We start from the raw sequence: 19,314 nt of genomic DNA on the forward strand, positions 1-19,314 counted from the left end.
ACGGGCGCTGTCTCATCGCGCGCGAAGTCTAGCGGAGCGCGGTCACGCACCGCTGTTTCGCGCTTTGCGGTGCAGATCAGTTCGCCTGCCTCTACTGCCGAGGCGACGATCAGGCAGGTTGCCATGTGGCGCCCGCCTTCGTGCAGTTCGACCAGCCCCCGCAACTGCGCCACCTCGGATGCGTCAAGCGCGAACCCGCCCTTCCAGCGGCGCACGACTGCATAGCTTTGACCGCCTGCCACAACCTGCAATCGGCCGCGGCGGCGCGCCGCCTTGTTTTCGGCGGCACGCAACGCGGCAACCACATCTTTGGGCAGGATTTCCATGTTCGGCTCCGTCAGGTCGCAGGCAAGGATGCGGCGCGCTTTGTAAAAATCAAGTGACACTCCCGTGCTTTTTACCGATTTGCGGCTGTCGTGCCATTGCGGCCACGAGCGGCGGGTTGCCAGCACGTGGTGCGGTGATACTGTGCGGGAGATGTATCATAACGAGGTGCCTATGCGTCCGTTCTTGCCCGCCTTTGCCCTTCTTGCCGCGATCGCCAGCCCCGCAAGCGCCCAGTGCGGCGGCAATTTTTCAGATTTCGTGGCCGCGCTCAAAACAGAAATCCGCGCAGAGGGCCTGAGCGCAGGGCAAGCCGATGCCTTTCTGTCAGGCGTGGTGCAAGACGCGCGGGTGCTGCGCGCCGACCGCGCGCAAAGCTTTTTCCGTAAAGATTTCATAGAGTTTTCGCGCCTGCTCGTCAGCCAGAACCGGATGCAGGTAGGCACGGCGAACTTGGCCAAATACGCCGCCATTTTTAACCGTGTCGAGGCAGACTACGGGGTATCGCGCGGGGTGCTGACTGCATTTTGGGGGCTAGAGACTGATTTCGGCGCGTTTCAGGGCGATTTCAACACGCGCGACGCGCTGGTGACATTGGCGCATGATTGCCGCCGACCCGAACTTTTCCGGCCGCAAATCATGGCCGCCGCGCGGCTTTTCGCGCGGGGTGATTTCGATATTGCCGGGGTTGGCGCTTGGGCGGGCGAGATCGGGCAGGTGCAGATGCTGCCGCTCGACATCGAGCGTAACGGCGTCGATGGCGATGGCGATGGCCACGTCAACTTGCGCGGTTCCGCCGCCGATGCGCTGCTATCGGGCGCGAAGATGCTGCAAAGCCTTGGCTGGCGCGCGAACGAACCGTGGTTGCAGGAAATCGTGGTACCCGATGGGCTCGACTGGGCAGAAACCGGGTTGGAAACCCAGCTTTCCACCGCCGACTGGGCCGAACGTGGGGTGCGCGCGCGTGAAGGGGCACTGGCGCGCGGGCTGAAGGGTTCGGTTGTGCTGCCAATGGGCCGCAAGGGACCGGCCTTCATGGCCTACCCGAACTTTTCGGTGCTGTTCGAATGGAACCAGAGCTTTGCCTATGTCACCACCGCCGCCTATTATGCGACGCGCCTGCTTGGCGCGCCGGTCTATCAGGCAGGCAACCCAGACCCGCTTTTGAGCCTTGAAGACATGAAGGCGCTGCAATCAAAACTCGTGGCGCGCGGCCATGACGTTGGCGATATCGACGGTATTCTGGGCGCACTGACACGTGCTGCGGTGCAAAAAGAACAGGCGCGACTAGGGCTTCCTGCCGATGCTTGGCCAACGCCGGATCTGCTGGCGCGGCTCTGACCGATACGGCGTGCGTGTACTTTTTCAAGTTGCAGGGGTTTTCAAAGCCATGCTGTGTTACAATTTATTCATGAAGCCACGAGTTAAGCGCCGCCGGGGGTCAGACATGCCACAGCTGCCTCGCCATTTTCGCCTTGCCGTGCCGCTGCTAGCGGTCAGCTTGCTGGTGAGCTGCGCCGAGCAGCAGGTCGCCAGCGGCATCAATGACCCCTATGAGCAATCCAACCGCCAGACGCATGAGTTCAACCTCGCGCTCAGCAATGCAGTTGCGGGAATGGTTGATGGCGATAGCGATGGCGGGCCCGTTACAAAGGTCGCGGCAAACTTCGCGGCCAATCTGGGGCTGCCAAACAAGATCCTGAACTCACTGCTGCAAGGCCGGATCGAGCCTGCGGTGATGAACACGCTGCGGCTTGTGGTCAACACGACCTTTGGCGTTGGCGGGCTGTTCGATGCGGCGGGCACCTCGTTTGATCTGCCCGAGCAATACACCGATTTCGGTGAAACGCTTTATGTCTGGGGCGTGGGTGAAGGTGCCTATCTGGAACTGCCGGTCATCGGCCCTTCGACCGAGCGTGACGCCGCAGGAAAGGTCGTGGATTTCTTCCTCGACCCGCTTGGAACGGTGTTGACGGAGCGTGAACACAATGCCGTGCGTGTGTTGCGCGGGGCTGGTAACGCGGCGGGTAAACTGCGCTATGCAGGTTCGGTCAGCGATATGTTGCAGGGCAGCGCCGACAGCTATGCCCAAGCGCGGCTGATCTATCTGCAAAACCGCCGATTTGCGCTGGGAGCAACGAGTGATGATGACGTTTTTGACCCCTATGCCGAATAAAACCCTGACCCGGCGCAGCTTTGCCGCCAGCGTCGCGGCAGGCTTCGCGCTGGTGGCGGTGCCGCGCCCGGCCTTCGCGCTTGACGATGCCAGTGCACGCGCGCTGATTGACCGCGCGCTTGCCGACGTAAACGAAATCATCAATTCGGGCCGGTCCGAGGCGCGGATGCTGGCCGATTTCGAGGGTGTTTTCACACGCTACGCCGATGTGACGACGATTGCGCGCACCACGCTGGGCGCTGCCGCACGGCAGGCCACCGCCGCACAGATGAGCGAATACACCCGGGCCTTCGGTATCTACATCTCGCACAAATATGGCCGCCGCTTTCGCGAGTTTATCGGTGCACAGATCGACATTACCGGTTCTCGGCCGCTGAAAAGCTTTTACGAAGTGCGCTCGGTCGCCCACTTGCAGGGCACGGCACCGTTCGAGTTGCTTTGGTATGTGTCGGGCGCGTCTGGGCGGGATCTGTTTTTCAACATCGTGATCGAAGGTGTCGATCTGCTGAACTCCGAGCGGGTGGAAATGGGCGCCATGCTCGACCGCCGCCGGGGCGACATCAACGCCTTCATCGCCGATCTGCGCGCGCTTGGCTAAGGCCGATTGCCCGCGCGATCTGACGCTTTAGGCTCAGCCGCCGAATATTTCTCGCAGCAAACGCCCAATCGGGTCGCTGGTGCCGCTGTTTCCGGTTGCAGGGGCCACTACGCTTGGCGAGGCGCGCCAGCTTTCAGGGCTTGCGGCGGGAAGTGGCCGTGCAGGCAGGCCCTCATTCACCTTCAGCATCACCGCTTTCCAGATTTCGGCAGGCAGGCCGCCCCCGGTAACGCCGGTCAAGGGTGTGTTGTTGTCATAGCCCATCCAGACGCCCACAACATAGTCAGCCGTAAACCCGACAAACCACGCATCGCGCGCCGATGAGGTCGTGCCGGTCTTTCCTGCCGCTTGACGGTCGGGCAGGCGCGCACGCGCGCCGCTGCCCTGTTCGATCACCTGCTGCATCATCCAGATAAGTTCGGCGGCAGCCGTGGGGGAAATGACCCGTTCACCCAAACCACCTGCCTGACCGATCAGTGGTACATCATCGCCCTGCAGGCGCAGCTCTATCAGCCCGTAGGGGCGCACAGATGTGCCGCCGTTCAGAATACCCGCATATGCCCCGGTCATTTCCAGCAGCGTCGATTCCGAAACCCCCAGCGCAAGTGCAGGGCCTTCTGCCATTGTTGATGCAAAACCGAACTGGTTGGCCACCGTCCGCACCGCGTCGCGCCCGACCGCCTCGGACAGCCGCACCGCGGCGGTGTTGAGCGAGCGTTCAAGTGCCGTGGCCAGCGTGACCTCGCCTGCGTATTCTTTCGTATAGTTTTCAGGCGACCACAGGCCAGAGCCGGGCACGTCTATGGTCAGCGGCGCGTCTAGAATGATGCTGTCGGGCGTATAGCCCATGTCGAGCGCTGCTGCGTAGATGAAAGGCTTGAACGTCGAGCCTGTCTGCCGCAGCGCCTGTGTGGCGCGGTTGAAATCGCCCGCGTTCGGCGTCTTGCGCCCACCCACCATGGCGCGCACCGCGCCATCTGCCGACATGACCACAATCGCTGCCTGCGTTTCGCTGCCTTCGCGCAGCTTGGCATCAAACACCTCGATCAGCGCGGTTTCGGCGGCGGTCTGGATGCGCTGATCAAAGGTGGTAGAGATAATCACGTCCTCGGTGGTTTCGCGGGTCAGGAACGACGGCCCCGATTCCATCACCCAATCTGCAAAAAACCCGCCCGCCCGTGCCGCCGCTGCCTGCGACAGCTGCGCCGGGTTGGCGATTGCTTCGTCATATTCCACGTTCTTCAGAAAGCCTTGATCGTGCATCAACCCCAGCACCAGCGCGCCCCGGTCTTGCGCGCGTTGCAGGTTCGATGTGGGGGCATAGCGCGAGGGTGCCTTCAGCAGCCCAGCCAGCATCGCCGCCTCGGCGGGAGTTACATTGGCAGCCGATTTGCCAAAGTAGCGCTGACTCGCGGCCTCAAACCCGCGCGCGCCCGCACCGAGATACGAGCGGTTAAGGTAGATCGTCAGGATTTCGTTCTTGGTGTATTTCGCCTCTAGCGCGAAGGCGAAGGGGATTTCCTTTACCTTGCGCCAGACGCTGCCTTTGCGGCAGTCGGCCTCATACTCGGCTTCGGTTTTCCATTTGGCCACGTCATAGGGCACACCAAGGCACAAAAGTTTTGCGACCTGCTGCGTGATGGTCGAGCCACCGTTTCCTTGCAACGGGCCACGACCTTCGCTCAGGTTGATGCGTATCGCGCTGGCAATACCGCGCGGGCTGATCCCGAGATGGCCATAGAAGCGCTTGTCTTCCGTCGCGACGATTGCGTTTTTCAGATAGGGCGAAACGGTTTCGGCGGTGATCTGGCCACCAAAGGTTTCGCCACGCCACGCAAACACCTTGCCATCGCGGTCAAGCATCGTGACCGAACCGCGCTGGCGCGCATCAAGCAGCCCGTCAAGCGCAGGCAGTTGCGCCATGAAGTAGAATACGGTGCCTGCAAGAATAAGCGCGCCTGCCAGCCCCAGCCGCCAGCCGATGCCCCATATCAAGCGCCAGATGGAACGCCATATCCAAGCGATTGCCGCCACGATCGGGTTGCGGTAGCGGCGACGCGCAGGAGCGCGCGCAGGCTTTTTCGCAGCCGGTTTCGACGCCGCTTTCGCGGGCTGCGGCTTGGAGGCCACGTAGCGCCTGTCTGCAACAAGGGGCCGCCTTCCGCCCTTAAATGCCATCTCTTACCCGCATGCCTGCCCGTTTCTTGGCCGCTAGCTTACATCCCGCCCCATGGAATGTGGAGAAGCTTTGCGTGGTGATTCGCTTTTGCTATCGCCTATTTTTTGTGCACGCGGCTTCTGTTGTGCAAAAATTGTGCAACTAAGCCGGATTCTACCCCCTTCGAACATGCCGCGAGCCTTGTGTGACGGCGGTATTCCGCGACCTTTGGTCCCAGCGATGCCCGACCTGAGGCGTCGAGGGCTGTCAGAGGAAGGGATGACGACGTGAAACTCATCATTGCAGCAATCAAGCCGTTCAAGCTCGACGAGGTGCGCGAAGCGCTCACCACGATCGGCGTGCGCGGCATGATGGTATCCGAGATCAAGGGCTTTGGCGCACAGTCGGGTCATACCGAGATTTACCGCGGTGCCGAATACGCCGTGAACTTCGTGCCGAAAATCAAACTCGAAATCGTAGTCACCGACGCGCTGGCCGACGAGGTGGTGGAAACCATCGCGCGAACCGCGCGCACGCAGAAAATCGGCGACGGCAAAATCTTCGTGCTGGACGTGGCGCAGGCGGTGCGGGTGCGCACCGGCGACGTGAATGACGAGGCGCTCTAAGGGTGGCCGCAAAAGGGGATGAAATGAAGATGACTAAACTTGCAAAACTCCCGGGCCTTGCTGCGGCGCTTGCCGCACTGGCCCTTCCTGCCTTCGCGCAGGATGCGGCACCCGCCGCCGAAATGGTCGAGGCGATGACCGAAGCAGCAGCGCCCATCGTGGACAAGGGCGACGTGGCTTGGATGATGACCGCATCGCTTCTGGTGTTGTTCATGATCATTCCGGGGCTGGCGCTGTTCTATGGCGGCCTCGTGCGCACCAAGAACATGCTCTCGATCTTGATGCAAACCACGATGATCACCGCCATCGTGATGATCATCTGGGTGCTTTATGGCTATTCGTTCGCCTTCGGCGGCAGCACCTCTCCCTTCTGGGGCGGCACCGGCAAGCTGTTCCTTGCCGGGGTTACGACAGACAGCCTCGCCGCAACCTTTACCGATGGCGTGATGCTTCCTGAATACGTGTTCATCGCCTTCCAGATGACCTTTGCAGCCATCACCCCCGCCCTGTTCGTCGGCGCCTTTGCCGAACGCATCAAGTTCTCGGCGGTTATTCTGTTCACCGTGCTTTGGGTGACGGTCATCTACTTCCCGATCGCGCATATGGTTTGGGACGGTTCGGGCCTGATCTTCAACTGGGGCGCTGTGGACTTTGCAGGCGGCACGGTTGTGCACATCAACGCAGGCGTCACTGCCCTTGTCGCAGCCTACGTCGTTGGCCCGCGCATCGGCTATGGCAAAGACAACATGGCACCCCACTCGATGACGCTGACCATGGTCGGCGCGGCGATGCTGTGGGTTGGCTGGTTCGGCTTCAACGCCGGGTCCAACCTCGAAGCCACTTCGGGTGCCACGCTTGCGCTTCTGAACACCTTCGTTGCTACGGCTGCCGCCATCGTCAGCTGGGCCGCGGTCGAGCGGATCTTCCGCGGTAAGGCCTCGGGTCTGGGCGCAGCATCGGGCATGGTTGCTGGTCTGGTTGCCATTACCCCGGCCTGCGGCACCTCTGGCCCGGTGGGCGCCATTCTGCTGGGCCTCGTGGTCTCGCCGATCGCCTACTTCTTCGTGACCAAGGTCAAGGCGATGTTCAACTACGATGACAGCCTCGACGTGTTCGGCGTGCACGGCGTTGGCGGCATCGTCGGTGCGATCGGCACCGGCATCCTGATGTCGCCCGCATTCGGCGGCGTCGGCGGCGACGACTTTTCGATCGCAGCGCAGGTGTTCATCCAAATCAAAGCGGTGCTGCTGACCATCGTCTGGGCCGGTGTAGGCTCGCTGGTGCTGCTCTACATCGTCAAAGCGATCACCGGCCTGCGGGTTTCCTCCGACGACGAACGTCAGGGGCTCGACCTTACGACACACGGCGAAAGCGCCTACCACTCCTGATCCAAGTGGAAGGGCAGGTAAGGCGGGGCTCAGGCCCCGCCTTTTCTATTGTGGATAGGGCATCAGACCCCGGCGGCGATGATCGCCTGCGCCAGAATCGGAACCGTCTTGGTGTTCAAGCCTGCGATGTTGAGGCGGCTGTCGCTGACCATGTAGATCGCGTTCTCTACCCGCATCTGCTCGACCTGCTCTGGCGTGGCCCCCAAACGCGAAAACATGCCGCGGTGCTGCGCCAGAAACCCGAAACGGTCCGACCCCGATAGCCGCCGCAATTCAGCCGCCAGTTGCTCGCGCAGGGCAAGCATACCTAGCCGCACCTCTTCCAGCTCTGCCTGCCAGTCGGCGCGCAAGCCCGCATCGGTCAGGATCATCGTCACCAGACGCGAGCCGTGATCGGGCGCGAAGGAATAGTTCTGCCGGTTGAGAAAGGCGAAATTGCCTTGCACCAGATCGCGGGTGGCGCTGTCGGGTGTTATCGCCAGCAAGATACCCGTCCGCTCGCGATAAATGCCGAAGTTCTTGCTGCACGAGGCAGCGATCAGCACCTGCGGCAGCCGCTCGGCTAGCAAGCGAGTGCCTGCCGCGTCAGCATCAAGCCCATCGCCAAATCCCTGATAGGCAAGGTCCACCAAAGGCAGCGCGCCGCTACGCTCTAGCAGCGTTGCTACCTCTGCCCATTCGGGCAGCGTCAGGTTGGCACCGCTCGGGTTGTGGCAGCAGCCGTGTAGCAGCACCACATCGCCTGCCTTCACCTGCGCCAGATCGGCCATCATCCCTGCAAAATCGACACCGCGCGTTTCCGCGTCAAAATAGCGATAGAGCCGCGTCTTGATGCCAAGATAGCTGAGGATCGACAGATGGTTCGGCCAAGTCGGATCAGAAACCCAGACGGTTGCATCGGGCGAGGCCATACGCGTCAGTTCCAGCGCCTGCCGCACAGCACCCGTGCCACCTACCGTAGCCAGCGCCGCCACCCGTTCCGCCGGGTAGCCCGCGCCCAGAATCAATTCGGCCATCGCGGCATGATACGCAGGCTCGCCCGCCAAGGACGTGTAGGTTTTGGTCGTTTCACTTTCCCAAAGCCGCTTTTCGGCGGCTTTGACTGCGCGCATCACGGGCGTCAGCCCGTTGGCGTCTTTGTAAACGCCCACGCCAAGGTCGATCTTGACCGGTCGCGGATCGGCCTTGAGCATACCCATCAGCGCCAGAATCTTGTCGGGAGTTTGCGGTTTGAGATTGTGCAGCATCTTGACCCTCACGCCTTTCCGGTTGCGACTTTGAGATCGTTGAACATGCCCCATTCCGCCCAAGCGCCATCATAGACGGCGTGGTTGCGGTGGCCGACAATTTCCAGCGCCAGCGCCAGAATTGCAGCGTTGACGCCAGAACCGCAGGTGGTGATCGCGGGCTTGCGCAAATCCACCCCCGCCGCCAAGAAAACCTCGCGCAGCGCGTCGGGCGATTTCATTGTGCCGTCTGCGTTCAGCAGCGTGGCGAAATGCACGTTTTTCGAACCCGGAATGTGCCCTACACGCAGGCCGGGGCGTGGCTCGGGGTCTATACCCTCAAACCGCCCGGGCGCGCGGGCGTCGATGATTTCGTGATCGCCCAGTTTCGAGGCTGCGGCAACCTGCGTGACATCTTTCACCAACTCTGCGTGACGTTGCACGGTTATGTGACGGTCGCGCAGAACGGGCGGCATATCCTCTACCTCGCGCCCCTCGGCGACCCACTTGGGAAACCCGCCGTCGAGCACGGCCACATCGTGCTTGCCCATCAGTCGGAACGTCCACCACACGCGCGGCGCCGAAAAAACGCCTGCCGTGTCATAGACAACCAGCTGGTGCCCATCGCCAATGCCCATGGCGCGCATACGGCTGATGAACTTTTCGGGCGGCGGTGCCATATGCGGCAGTGTCGAACGGGTATCGGATATTTCGTCAATATCGAAAAACCGCGCGCCGGGAATGTGGCTTGCCTCGTATTCCGCCTTCGGATCGCGCCCCGACGTCGGCAAAAACCAGCTCGCATCAATCACCCTCAGGTCCGGGTTCTTCAGATGCGTCTCGAGCCACGCAGTGGATACGAGGGTTTTTGGATCGTCATAGGCCATGGCACTCTCCCGCTGATCGGGCAAAGCCTTACGCGGCAGGGCGTGGGGAGGCAAGTGCGGGCATGTCCGATTGGCGGTTGCACATCCTGCGCGCTCGGGCTTTGTTCGCCGCCAAAGCGATGCAGCCGAAGGAACTATGTGATGCGCAACAGCGAAGCAATCTGGGATGCGGTCGAGGCCCACGCGCCTGACCTGATCGGGCTTTCAGACCGGGTTTGGGGCACCCCCGAAACGCTTTACGCAGAATATCGTTCCTGCGCAGAACACGCGGCGATGCTGCGCGAGAAGGGCTTTCGCGTAACCGAAAACCTTGCTGGTCTTCCCACCGCAGTCATGGGCGAGGCGGGCGAGGGTGGGCCGCTGATTGCCATCTTGGGCGAATATGACGCGCTGCCGGGCCTTAGCCAAGAGGCGGGGCTGGCCGAACCGCGCGAGCTGGAAAAGGGCGGCAACGGCCATGGCTGCGGCCACAACCTGTTGGGTTCTGCGTCGCTGCTGGCAGCTTGCGCGTTGAAAGACTGGCTTGCCGCCACAGGCACGCCCGGCCGCGTGCGCTATTACGGTTGTCCCGCTGAAGAAGGTGGGGCCGCAAAAACCTTCATGGTGCGCGATGGTGCCTTTGACGGTGTCGATGCCGCCATCACCTGGCACCCGAACCCGATCACCCGTGTCGATGACGCGGTAAGCCTTGCCAACATGCGCATCGACTTTACCTTCACAGGCCGCACCAGCCATGCCGCCATGAGCCCCCATCTCGGGCGTTCGGCGCTTGATGCGGTGGAACTGATGTCGGTGGGCGTCAACTACCTGCGCGAGCATGTGCCGCAAGACGCGCGGATGCATTACGCCTACCTCGACGCGGGCGGCGCTGCGCCGAACGTGGTTCAGGGCCGCGCCAAGGTGCGCCATCTCGTCCGCGCCAAGCAGTTGCACGACATGCTGGCCATCGTCGAGCGCGTCAAGAACGTGGCCAGCGGTGCGGCACTGATGACCGGCACCGAGGTCGATGTGCAGGTGGTTTCGGCCGTTTCCAACATGATGGGCAACAGCGTGATGGAAGCCACCATGCAAGCCGCGCTGGAGGAACTTGGCGGCGTTGCGTTCGACGAGGCCGACCGCGCCTATGCCCGCGCCATTCAGGCAACCCTGACGCGCGAAGAAATCACCTCGCCCTACAAGGTGGTCGCCATGCCACCGCGCTTTGACGAGCCGCTTTGCGATTATGTGGTGCCGCTTTATCCGCATGGCGAGGTTCTGATCGGCTCGACCGACGTGGCCGATGTCAGCTGGCAGGTGCCACTTGTGCAAGCACTTGTGGCCACCCACGCCATAGGCTCTCCGGGGCATAGCTGGCAGGTCACCGCGCAAGGCAAATCGCCTGCCGCACACAAGGGGCTTGTGCACGCGGCCAAGGCGATGGCGCGCTGCGCCGAGAAGCTGTTGACTACCCCGGGCCTTCTGGCCGAGGCGCAGGCCGAACACCGCGCGCGGCTGGCGACCACGCCCTACACCTGCCCGCTGCCCGAGGGCATCACCCCGCCACTTCAACCGCGCCCGGCGGGGCTGTAGGCTAGCGGGGGCGCTTAGCGCCCCCCCACCCCCGTCAGTGGTTCTGCTTCATGATCCGCGCCTTCTGGCGGTCCCAGTCGCGCTTGGCTTCGGTCTGGCGCTTGTCGGCCAGCTTCTTGCCCTTGGCGATGCCGATCTTCAGCTTCACCCGGCCGCGATCGTTGAAATACATCACGATCGGCACGATGGTCATGCCCTCGCGCCCAACCGCATTCCAAAGCCGCGACAGCTCTTTCTTGGAAACCAGAAGTTTGCGCCTGCGCCGCGGTTCGTGGCCAAAGACGCCCGCCTGCATGTAGGGGGCGATATAGGCGTTGATCAGCCACAACTCGCCGCCTTCGACCGATGCATAGCTTTCGGCAATATTGCTTTGCCCGATCCGCAGCGACTTAACCTCGGACCCGGTCAAAATGATTCCTGCCTCGATGTCGCTTTCGATAGCATAATCGAACCGCGCCCGGCGGTTTTCGGCAATTGTCTTGGAGTTGGGGTCTGATTTTGCGGCCATGACCGCCCCGAGATAGTCTTCCCGCCTGCAACTGTCCAGAGAAGCCCGCGGGTGCTGTTCATGTCACCCGGCCTCGGCGCTCAGGCAAAGCCTTCCGTCCGGCCCGGCAACCCATAGCAGCGCGCCGTCTTGGCAGAACCGCAATTCCTCGAAATCGAGCGCCGCAGATACCCCGCGGAACGTGAAGCGGCCAAGCCTGCCTAATCGCTTTGCGGCAATCAGCATCAGCCACTGCGCCAGCAGCGGGCCGTGCACTACCAACCCGCCGTAACCTTCAACCTCGCGCGCATAATCCCGGTCGTAATGAATGCGGTGGCCGTTGAAGGTGAGCGCCGAGTAGCGGAAAAGATCGACCGTGCTAAACCGCCGCCGCATCACCTCGCCCCCGGCAGGTGCTTGCGGTGCTTCGGGCGGGGGCGTGCCCGGCTGCGGGTCTGCGCGGTAGACCAGATCCTGCCATTCGGTCAGGCAATGCGCGCCGCCCTGACGTATCTCGTGGCGCAGCGTCACAAAGCCAAGCGGCCCGCTGCGCCCCGCCTTGCGCGTGACAGCCTCGATCACCGTGGTTTTTTCCGCCACGCGCCCAGCCATCAGGGGGGCCAGAAACTCCAGCCGCCCACCCGCCCACATTCGGCGTGGCAACCCCAGATCGGGGATGAAGCCGCCGCGCGCAGGGTGCCCATCGCGCCCAAGCAGCGGCGCGGGCAACGCTTGCCAGAAATAGACCTGATGCGCAAAGGGCGGCAAAGGTGCAGCGGGGTCAAACACTTGCCCCAGCACGGCGGCCAGTGCCGCCGCCCGCGCCGGGTCCATTTCGTCACGCTCGAGCTGCGTTCTGCCGATGCCATCATCCATGCCGCCAGACTGCGCAAACCGCCCTAATTGCGCAAGCTGTTGCACGCGGCGCGCACCCAGCGACATGGCAGATGTTGGCGCAATCTCCTTGCCCCGTCGGCATCAGGGCATTATTGCCTTCACCCAACCAGTTCCTGGAGAATGCTCATGAAAAACGCCCGCTTTGACAAATCGAAACTGCCCTCGCGCCATGTGACCGAAGGCCCGTCGCGCGCGCCACATCGCAGCTACTTCTACGCCATGGGCATCACCGAGGAAGAGATTCACCAACCTTGGGTCGGCGTTGCAACTTGCTGGAACGAGGCTGCGCCCTGCAACATCGCGCTGAACCGGCAGGCACAATCGGTCAAGATGGGCGTGAAAAAGGGCGGTGGCACACCGCGCGAGTTTACCACCATTACCGTCACCGACGGTATCGCCATGGGCCATGAAGGGATGCGCAGCTCGCTCGCCTCGCGCGATGCCATTGCCGATACGGTCGAGTTGACGATGCGCGGGCACTGCTATGACGCGCTGGTAGGCATCGCCGGTTGCGACAAGTCGCTGCCGGGCATGATGATGGCGATGGTGCGGCTTAACGTGCCGTCGGTCTTTATCTACGGCGGCTCGATCCTTCCGGGGCGGCTCAACGGCCGCGACATCGTGGTGCAGGACGTGTTCGAGGCCGTGGGTCAGCATCAGGCAGGCAACATGTCTGACGCCGAACTTGCGATTCTGGAAAAACTCGCTTGCCCCAGTGCGGGTGCCTGCGGCGGGCAATATACCGCCAACACCATGGCCTGTGTTTCCGAGGCGATCGGCCTTGCGCTGATGAACTCGTCCGGCGCACCCGCCCCTTATGAGTCGCGCGATCAGTACGGCGATGCCTCGGGCGTTTCGGTGATGCACCTGATCGAGAAAAACATCCGCGCCCGCGATATCGTTACCCGCAAGTCGTTGGAAAACGCAGCCCGCGTCGTGGCTTGCACCGGCGGGTCAACCAACGCCGGTCTGCACCTGCCCGCCATTGCACACGAGGCAGGGATCGACTTTGACCTGTTTGACGTTTGCGACATCTTCCACGACACGCCCTATTTCGTGAACCTGCGCCCCGGTGGCGAATACGTTGCCAAAGACCTCTACGAAGCAGGCGGCGTGCCGGTGGTGCTAAAGGAACTTGGGCGCGCCGGTCTTTTGCACCTCGACTGCATGACCGCGTCGGGCCGCACCTTGGGCGAAGAGCTTGACGACATTCGCGGCGAACCCGATGGCAAGGTGATCCATCCGGTCGCCACACCGATCACCAAAACCGGGGGCGTCGTCGGCCTGAAGGGCAATATCGCCCCCGAGGGCGCGATTGTGAAGGTCGCGGGCATGGCACCCGAAAATCAGGTCTTCACCGGCCCTGCCCGGGTGTTCGAATGCGAAGAAGAAGCGTTCGAGGCGGTGCAGGCGCGCAGCTATAACGTGGGCGATGTGCTGGTGATCCGCAACGAAGGCCCCGCTGGCGGCCCCGGTATGCGCGAAATGCTGGCCACCACCGCTGCGCTTTCAGGCCAAGGCATGGGCAAGAAGGTTGCGCTGATCACCGATGGCCGCTTCTCGGGCGCCACACGCGGCTTCTGCGTGGGCCACGTTGGCCCTGAGGCCGCACATGGCGGGCCGATTGCGCTGCTGAAAGATGGCGATGTCATCACCATCGACGCGATCAAGGGCGAGATTTCAGTTGCGCTCAGCGACGAAGAACTTGCCGCCCGCAAAACGCAGTGGAAAGGCCCGCGCGCTACGGACTACGCTTCGGGCGCACTTTGGAAATACGCACGCCTTGTCGGCGCAACACGCTTCGGTGCCGTCACCCACCCCGGCGCCAAGGCCGAGACGCATGTCTATATGGACCAGTAAGGCATCGCTGGCGCTGGCATTTGCATCGGCACTTGCCAGCGCGGGCTGCGTGATGCCCTTCGGTGGCAAAGATGCGCCTGCGATGATCGCCCTCGCATCGGACGGGCCAGTGATTGCTGGCCCGGTCGGCTTTTGCGTAGACCCCACGCAGACCCATGAAGAGGGCGAAAACGCCTTTGTGCTGTTGGGCAGTTGCGCCTCACTTTCGCGCGATGCGGCAGTCGAGCGGCCTGCGGCACGGGCGGTTCTGACCGCTTCGGTCACACCTGCGTCACCCGGCGCCGAGCCACTGGCAAAGTCTTTCAAGCAGATCGACAGTTACTTCCGCTCTGAAGCCGGGCGTGCGGCACTTTCGCGCAGTGGCGATGCTGCAACGGTGAAAGTCGTGCGCACGGTGATTTCGGACGACCTCTTGCTGATTGAATTGACCGACAGCGCGCCATCAGGTGCCAACGCAGTGCAGGCGCGCAACTGGCGCGGGTTGATGCAGATCCGGGGTCGGATCGTTTCATTTACCGTGCTGGGCTTGGCCGAAGACCCGTTGAACACCACCACCATGCGAATGTTGGCCAATGACTTCGCGGCGGCGCTGCGGGCAGCCAACGGTCTTTCGCCCGCAATTTGAACTCAATTCTGCTAAGGCGAACCGGAAGCCAATTTTCTACTTGCACCGTTTGCAGTTTTGAAACGATTTGAGTTAACTGTTTCTGTTAGCGTAACGATTGCGCAATACTCGGGCCAAGATGGACACCAAAAGCGAATCTTTCATCGACAGGCTCGGACAGCGGCGGTCTTTGGCCCGCTGGCGCCGCGCGGCGCGGCTTGCCGACAAGATGCGGCTTGGCCTGTTGCGCAGCCTGCGCGAGGACGCAGTACAATTGCGGCGCGAGCTTGATCGGCTCTTGCACGTTGCAGACCAGCGGCTGACGCTGCCGCTGATCGGCTCCGATGCCATCCGCCGCCCGCTTGGCACCGATTGGGCTTGGCGGCCCGAACTTTGGCGCGGGCCGGTGGTGCCGGTCGGCCATGCCGCGGTTGCCAGCCGCGCGATGCTGGGTGCCGAGGCTACGGTGTTTCATGATTGCGAGGTCAGCGAACTGACAGCGCGCCAGCTTCGCAACCGCGATGAAACCGATCTTGCGCCGTTCGGATTGCGACTGGATGTATTCAGCTTTGATGGCTCTTTTCTTTCGGTGGTGCTCGATCTGCCGCTTGAAGCCGTGCAGGGGTTGCGCCTCAACCACGTGATCCGGCTGAATTGCAAGGTCGCGTTGGAAAGGCCGATAGAGATATTCGCGCGGCTCAATGTGCGCCACGGCCCGAACACCGAACAACTGGTGCGCGAACTGCCGCTTTCGCAAGAAGATGTCTGGGTCGAGTTCGACCTTGCCTATAGTAAAATCAACGAAAAGCGGGTCGAACGCGCCTGGATCGACCTGATTTTCGAGGGGCCGGAAATGAACCAGATCGTGATCCGTGATCTGACTCTGTCGCGCCATCCGCGCGCTGAATTGTGAGGGCAGAATGGGCCATTCGCTAGAAATGCAGCGCATTCGCGCCGGTCGCTGGGAAGCGGTGCTGACGGCACCCGATGCAGAGGGGCTGCAAGTTACGCATCTGGAACGGCCGCTGCCGGGGCTGGAGGTGAAACCCGATGGCGAGGGGCGCTGGCTGCTTAGCCTGCCCATACCGCCCGAAGTGCTTTGCAGCGGGGTTCAGACCTTTCTTTTGACCGATGCGCCAAGCGGCGAGACGCTGGCGCATTTCACGATCGTCACCGGCGTGCCGCTGGAAGACGATCTGCGCGCCGAGATTGACCTTTTGCGCGCAGAGCTCGACATGCTCAAGCGCGCCTTTCGGCGGCATTGCGTGGAAACCGGCGCGTAACAGGGGCGCGGCACCCTTTGGCCCAAACCCGCCGTTCAGAGCCCAAGCGCGAGGCGCGTGCCCTGATCGATGGCCCGTTTCGCATCCAGTTCGCCCGCAACATCGGCACCGCCAATGATGTGATAACTGCGCCCCTTCGCGGTCAACGCCTCGGCCAGTGTGCGGTTTGAGGTTTGACCGGCGCACAGCACCACTGTGTCGGCTTCGATCAGCGTCGGTTTTTCGCGGGCAACGCCAAAGCTGATATGCAGACCTTCTGGCGCGATGCGTTCGTAATTCACGCCGCCCAGCATTTTCACGCCCCGCGCGGCCAGCTGCGCGCGGTGGATCCAGCCGGTGGTCTTGCCCAGCTTGCGGCCCAGCTTTTCCGCCTTGCGCTGCAACAGCGTCACGGCGCGTGCCGGGGCCGCAGGCGCGGGCTCACTAAGGCCGCCTGGGCTCGCGGCAGGGTCGCCCACGCCCCATTCGCGCATCCATTCGGCAGGATTCAGCGTGGCGCTTTCGCCCGCCTGCGTCAGGTATTCCGCCACATCAAAGCCAATTCCGCCTGCCCCAACAATCGCCACGCGCGAACCCACCGGGGCCCCGCGCAGCACCTCGGCATAGCCCAGCACCTTTGCGCCGGGGTCCGTTGCAATGCCGGGGTCGCGGGCGTTGACACCCGTGGCCAGAATCACCTCGTCATATTCGGCCAAAGCATCTGGCGCGGCCTCTTGGCCCAACCGCAACTCTACCCCCGAACGCTCGATCATCGTAGCAAACCAACGAACAAGACCGCGAAACTCTTCCTTGCCGGGCACTTCGCGCGCCAGCGTCAACTGCCCGCCGATCTCGGCGCTACGCTCGAAAAGAGTCACGCGGTGCCCGCGCCCTGCGGCGGTAATGGCCGCAGCCAGCCCGGCGGGCCCTGCGCCAACAACCGCAATGGCCTTGGGATTTGCAGCAGGGGCAACGACCAGTTCCGTCTCGTGCCCGGCGCGCGGATTGACGAGGCAGGACGAAATCTTGCCCGCAAAAGTATGATCGAGGCACGCCTGATTGCAGGCGATGCAGGGCGCGATTTCATCGGCGCGGCCCGCTTCGGCCTTCGCAACAAAATCGGCGTCGGCCAAGAACGGCCGCGCCATCGAAACCATATCGGCTTGTCCACCCGCCAGAATGGTCTCGGCCAGTTCAGGTGTATTGATGCGGTTCGAGGCAATCACCGGAATCCCAACCTCTGGGCGCAACCGCGCGGTCAGCCAGGTGAAGGCCGCGCGCGGTACCGAGGTGGCGATTGTGGGCACCCGCGCCTCGTGCCAGCCGATGCCGGTGTTGAGGATGCTTGCCCCCGCGCCCTCGATAGCCTTGGCCAGTTGCACCACCTCGTCCCAAGTCGAGCCTTCGGGCACGAGGTCGATCAGGCTGATGCGATAAATCACGATGAAATCGCGCCCCACCGCCTCGCGCACACGCCGCACCACCTCAACTGGCAAGCGCATACGGTTTTCGTAGCTGCCGCCCCAGCGGTCGGTGCGGCGGTTCACATGGCGCACGAGGAACTGATTGAGGAAATACCCCTCGGACCCCATCACCTCGACCCCGTCATAGCCCGCCTCGCGGGCGCGGACGGCGGCGGTGACGATATCGGAAATCTGTTTTTCTATCCCATCTTCGTCCAGTTCTCGCGGTGCGAAAGGCGAGATCGGTGATTTTATGGCCGAGGCAGAAACACATTCCGGCCCATAGGCATAGCGCCCCGCATGAAGGATCTGCATGGCGATGCGGCCACCTGCGTCATGCACACGTTCGGTAACGCGGCGATGGTTGGCGATGTCGCCATCCGAAAACAGCCCCGCAGCACCCGGAAACACCCCACCCTCGCGGTTTGGTGCCATGCCGCCGGTGACCATCAGCCCGACACCACCGCGCGCACGCGCCGCGTAAAACTCGGCAACGCGGTCCCAGTCTCCGGTTTCTTCAAGCCCGGTGTGCATACTGCCCATCAGCACACGGTTTTTCAGCACCACGTGGCCCAGATCGAGCGGCGAAAGCATCTGCGGATATGGGTTCATGGCGTCCTCCCTGACTGATTCAACCTGCCGCCAGTGGCGACGATTGTCACGCTCAACGCGGCGTCAGACGCGCGGTTTCTTCATCCGATACGTATCGTAAGCAAGAAGCGCCAAGGGAAGGAAAGCAGCGCCCGCCACTCGCAGATCGTTTCCCCTCGCTTTACCAACCCGGCAAATTCCCCGCCATTGTCCCGCCCAAGCCCCATTTGCGCCCGAATTGACCTCGATACAGAAGCGAAGCACGTACTGTAGAGCATGGGTGTACAATGGACCGACTGACCGAAATGGAAGCTTTCGCCACCGTGGTGGACCAAGGAGGGTTCACTGACGCGGCAAAGAAGATGGGCATTTCCAAGTCTGCCGTGTCCAAACATGTCTCAGCGCTAGAAGCGCGCCTCGGCGCGCGGTTGCTTAACCGCACAACGCGGCGGGTCAGCCCCACAGAAATCGGCCTTGCCTATTATGACCGTGCCCGGCGAGTGCTGAATGATGCTGGCGAGGCAGACGCACTTGTCACCTCGATGCAGATCGCGCCGACCGGGCTTTTGCGAATATCGGTCGCAACCGATTTCGGCGTAAACCTGCTGTCACCCGTGCTTGGCAACTTTTTGCAAGAATTCCCCGACATCACCGTGAACATGGTGCTCAACAACCGCTATGTAGAGCTGATCTCGGAAGGCTTCGACATGGCGATCCGGGTGGGCGAGCTGGAAGACAGCACCCTGCGCGCCCGCAAGCTGACCGAAACCGCAAAGCGGATGATTGGCGCGCCGTCCTATTTCAAAAAGTACGGCCACCCGCAGAAAATCGACGATCTCAACGACCACAAGCTGCTGCATTATTCCAACCAGGCCGCTGGCAACGTCTGGAAGATCACCGCGCCTTCGGGTGAAAAGCGGCAGGTCCGCTCGGCCGGATGGTTGACCGTGAACGACGGCCAGAGCTTGCTGCACGCCGCAATTGCGGGCTTGGGCATCGCCTATCTGCCCAGCTTCCTTTACGCCGACGCGATGAAACAGGGCCTCGTGCAAGAGGCGATGCCGGGGCTGCCAATGGAAACGCTTGGCATTTACGCGGTCTATCCGCCGGGTCGATTCACTCAGCCCAAGGTTCGCGCCTTCATCGACTTTCTGGCGCAGACATTCGCCGACAAGGGCCCAGACAACTGGTAACCCGC

At 62.4% G+C, this 19,314-nt stretch carries 18 protein-coding genes; 11 read left to right on the forward strand and 7 right to left on the reverse strand.

Annotated elements, in window-relative coordinates; translation table 11 throughout:
- Nucleotides 1-386, reverse strand: a 386-nt coding sequence (locus ABY403_RS00695; protein ID WP_372837577.1) for a hypothetical protein, incomplete at its 3' end; no start/stop codon positions are given.
- Between the two features lie 112 nt (nt 387-498).
- Here ABY403_RS00695 and ABY403_RS00700 point away from each other — a divergent pair.
- The 3 genes from ABY403_RS00700 to ABY403_RS00710 all read left to right on the forward strand — a co-directional run bounded on the left by ABY403_RS00700 (nt 499) and on the right by ABY403_RS00710 (nt 3,098).
- On the forward strand, nt 499-1,665 hold the full coding sequence (locus ABY403_RS00700; RefSeq protein ID WP_372837578.1) for a lytic murein transglycosylase: 1,167 nt from the start codon (nt 499-501) through the stop codon (nt 1,663-1,665).
- 106 nt (nt 1,666-1,771) lie between these two features.
- Nucleotides 1,772-2,500, forward strand: a complete 729-nt coding sequence (locus ABY403_RS00705) for a VacJ family lipoprotein (RefSeq protein WP_372837579.1) — start codon at nt 1,772-1,774, stop codon at nt 2,498-2,500.
- Nucleotides 2,472-3,098 carry a phospholipid-binding protein MlaC gene (locus ABY403_RS00710; protein ID WP_372837581.1) on the forward strand — a complete coding sequence of 209 codons (627 nt, stop codon included), beginning with the start codon at nt 2,472-2,474 and terminating at the stop codon, nt 3,096-3,098. The genes ABY403_RS00705 and ABY403_RS00710 overlap by 29 nt, the downstream gene beginning before the upstream one ends.
- A gap of 33 nt (nt 3,099-3,131) precedes the next feature.
- Here the strand turns inward: ABY403_RS00710 and ABY403_RS00715 are convergent, their stop codons facing one another.
- Nucleotides 3,132-5,276, reverse strand: a complete 2,145-nt coding sequence (locus tag ABY403_RS00715) for a transglycosylase domain-containing protein (RefSeq protein ID WP_372837583.1) — start codon at nt 5,274-5,276, stop codon at nt 3,132-3,134.
- A 267-nt stretch (nt 5,277-5,543) separates the two neighbouring features.
- Here ABY403_RS00715 and ABY403_RS00720 point away from each other — a divergent pair, with 267 nt between their 5' ends.
- Nucleotides 5,544-5,882, forward strand: a complete 339-nt coding sequence (locus tag ABY403_RS00720; protein ID WP_372837585.1) for a P-II family nitrogen regulator — start codon at nt 5,544-5,546, stop codon at nt 5,880-5,882.
- A 29-nt stretch (nt 5,883-5,911) separates the two neighbouring features.
- A complete protein-coding gene (locus tag ABY403_RS00725; RefSeq protein ID WP_372837587.1) occupies nt 5,912-7,270 on the forward strand; it encodes an ammonium transporter in 1,359 nt (452 codons plus the stop codon).
- A gap of 62 nt (nt 7,271-7,332) precedes the next feature.
- Here ABY403_RS00725 and ABY403_RS00730 read toward each other — a convergent pair whose 3' ends face one another.
- Together ABY403_RS00730 and sseA are read right to left on the reverse strand one after the other, a co-directional pair.
- Entirely contained in the window at nt 7,333-8,517 is a 1,185-nt protein-coding gene (locus ABY403_RS00730; RefSeq protein ID WP_372837589.1) for an aromatic amino acid transaminase, read from the reverse strand.
- A gap of 8 nt (nt 8,518-8,525) precedes the next feature.
- Nucleotides 8,526-9,383 carry a 3-mercaptopyruvate sulfurtransferase gene (gene sseA / locus ABY403_RS00735; protein ID WP_372837591.1) on the reverse strand — a complete coding sequence of 286 codons (858 nt, stop codon included), beginning with the start codon at nt 9,381-9,383 and terminating at the stop codon, nt 8,526-8,528.
- A 141-nt stretch (nt 9,384-9,524) separates the two neighbouring features.
- On the opposite strand from sseA, the gene ABY403_RS00740 reads away from it, so the two are divergent.
- A complete protein-coding gene (locus tag ABY403_RS00740) occupies nt 9,525-10,952 on the forward strand; it encodes a M20 family metallopeptidase (protein ID WP_372837593.1) in 1,428 nt (475 codons plus the stop codon).
- A gap of 34 nt (nt 10,953-10,986) precedes the next feature.
- On the opposite strand, the gene smpB is transcribed toward ABY403_RS00740, so the two are convergent.
- Both smpB and ABY403_RS00750 read right to left on the reverse strand, forming a co-directional pair.
- A complete protein-coding gene (gene smpB / locus ABY403_RS00745) occupies nt 10,987-11,460 on the reverse strand; it encodes an SsrA-binding protein SmpB (protein WP_372837595.1) in 474 nt (157 codons plus the stop codon).
- Nucleotides 11,461-11,523: 63 nt separating this feature from the next.
- A complete protein-coding gene (locus tag ABY403_RS00750; RefSeq protein WP_372837597.1) occupies nt 11,524-12,381 on the reverse strand; it encodes an acyl dehydratase in 858 nt (285 codons plus the stop codon).
- 81 nt (nt 12,382-12,462) lie between these two features.
- On the opposite strand from ABY403_RS00750, the gene ilvD reads away from it, so the two are divergent.
- The 4 genes from ilvD (at nt 12,463) to ABY403_RS00770 (ending at nt 16,083) form a co-directional block, all read left to right on the forward strand.
- Nucleotides 12,463-14,196 (forward strand): dihydroxy-acid dehydratase, encoded by a 1,734-nt coding sequence (gene ilvD / locus ABY403_RS00755; protein ID WP_372837599.1) that lies wholly within the window; start codon nt 12,463-12,465, stop codon nt 14,194-14,196.
- A complete protein-coding gene (locus tag ABY403_RS00760; RefSeq protein ID WP_372837601.1) occupies nt 14,177-14,821 on the forward strand; it encodes a hypothetical protein in 645 nt (214 codons plus the stop codon). The genes ilvD and ABY403_RS00760 overlap by 20 nt, the downstream gene beginning before the upstream one ends.
- Before the next feature lie 118 nt (nt 14,822-14,939).
- A complete protein-coding gene (locus ABY403_RS00765) occupies nt 14,940-15,713 on the forward strand; it encodes a DUF6478 family protein (RefSeq protein ID WP_372837603.1) in 774 nt (257 codons plus the stop codon).
- Between the two features lie 7 nt (nt 15,714-15,720).
- A complete protein-coding gene (locus tag ABY403_RS00770) occupies nt 15,721-16,083 on the forward strand; it encodes a hypothetical protein (protein WP_372837605.1) in 363 nt (120 codons plus the stop codon).
- 35 nt (nt 16,084-16,118) lie between these two features.
- Here ABY403_RS00770 and ABY403_RS00775 read toward each other — a convergent pair whose 3' ends face one another.
- Complete coding sequence (locus ABY403_RS00775; protein WP_372837607.1) at nt 16,119-18,137, reverse strand: FAD-dependent oxidoreductase; 2,019 nt, start codon at nt 18,135-18,137, stop codon at nt 16,119-16,121.
- 266 nt (nt 18,138-18,403) lie between these two features.
- Between ABY403_RS00775 and ABY403_RS00780 the strand changes: the two genes are divergently transcribed.
- A complete protein-coding gene (locus tag ABY403_RS00780; protein ID WP_372837609.1) occupies nt 18,404-19,309 on the forward strand; it encodes a LysR family transcriptional regulator in 906 nt (301 codons plus the stop codon).
- Nucleotides 19,310-19,314: the final 5 nt, after the last annotated feature.

This window comes from Phaeovulum sp., assembly GCF_041596715.1.
In the GTDB taxonomy this organism is placed as follows: Bacteria; Pseudomonadota; Alphaproteobacteria; order Rhodobacterales; family Rhodobacteraceae; genus UBA6213.

What these genes read in the sequence shown, in the direction of transcription:
- sseA (WP_372837591.1), bottom strand. Translation starts at nt 9,383, where the DNA reads ATGGCCTATGACGATCCAAAAACCCTCGTATCCACTGCGTGGCTCGAG.
- ABY403_RS00700 (WP_372837578.1), top strand. Translation starts at nt 499, where the DNA reads ATGCGTCCGTTCTTGCCCGCCTTTGCCCTTCTTGCCGCGATCGCCAGC.
- ABY403_RS00760 (WP_372837601.1), top strand. Translation starts at nt 14,177, where the DNA reads ATGTCTATATGGACCAGTAAGGCATCGCTGGCGCTGGCATTTGCATCG.
- ABY403_RS00715 (WP_372837583.1), bottom strand. Translation starts at nt 5,276, where the DNA reads ATGGCATTTAAGGGCGGAAGGCGGCCCCTTGTTGCAGACAGGCGCTAC.
- ABY403_RS00705 (WP_372837579.1), top strand. Translation starts at nt 1,772, where the DNA reads ATGCCACAGCTGCCTCGCCATTTTCGCCTTGCCGTGCCGCTGCTAGCG.
- ABY403_RS00765 (WP_372837603.1), top strand. Translation starts at nt 14,940, where the DNA reads ATGGACACCAAAAGCGAATCTTTCATCGACAGGCTCGGACAGCGGCGG.
- ABY403_RS00740 (WP_372837593.1), top strand. Translation starts at nt 9,525, where the DNA reads ATGCGCAACAGCGAAGCAATCTGGGATGCGGTCGAGGCCCACGCGCCT.
- ABY403_RS00710 (WP_372837581.1), top strand. Translation starts at nt 2,472, where the DNA reads ATGACGTTTTTGACCCCTATGCCGAATAAAACCCTGACCCGGCGCAGC.
- ABY403_RS00725 (WP_372837587.1), top strand. Translation starts at nt 5,912, where the DNA reads ATGACTAAACTTGCAAAACTCCCGGGCCTTGCTGCGGCGCTTGCCGCA.
- ABY403_RS00730 (WP_372837589.1), bottom strand. Translation starts at nt 8,517, where the DNA reads ATGCTGCACAATCTCAAACCGCAAACTCCCGACAAGATTCTGGCGCTG.
- smpB (WP_372837595.1), bottom strand. Translation starts at nt 11,460, where the DNA reads ATGGCCGCAAAATCAGACCCCAACTCCAAGACAATTGCCGAAAACCGC.
- ABY403_RS00770 (WP_372837605.1), top strand. Translation starts at nt 15,721, where the DNA reads ATGGGCCATTCGCTAGAAATGCAGCGCATTCGCGCCGGTCGCTGGGAA.
- ABY403_RS00750 (WP_372837597.1), bottom strand. Translation starts at nt 12,381, where the DNA reads ATGTCGCTGGGTGCGCGCCGCGTGCAACAGCTTGCGCAATTAGGGCGG.
- ABY403_RS00775 (WP_372837607.1), bottom strand. Translation starts at nt 18,137, where the DNA reads ATGAACCCATATCCGCAGATGCTTTCGCCGCTCGATCTGGGCCACGTG.
- ABY403_RS00780 (WP_372837609.1), top strand. Translation starts at nt 18,404, where the DNA reads ATGGACCGACTGACCGAAATGGAAGCTTTCGCCACCGTGGTGGACCAA.
- ilvD (WP_372837599.1), top strand. Translation starts at nt 12,463, where the DNA reads ATGAAAAACGCCCGCTTTGACAAATCGAAACTGCCCTCGCGCCATGTG.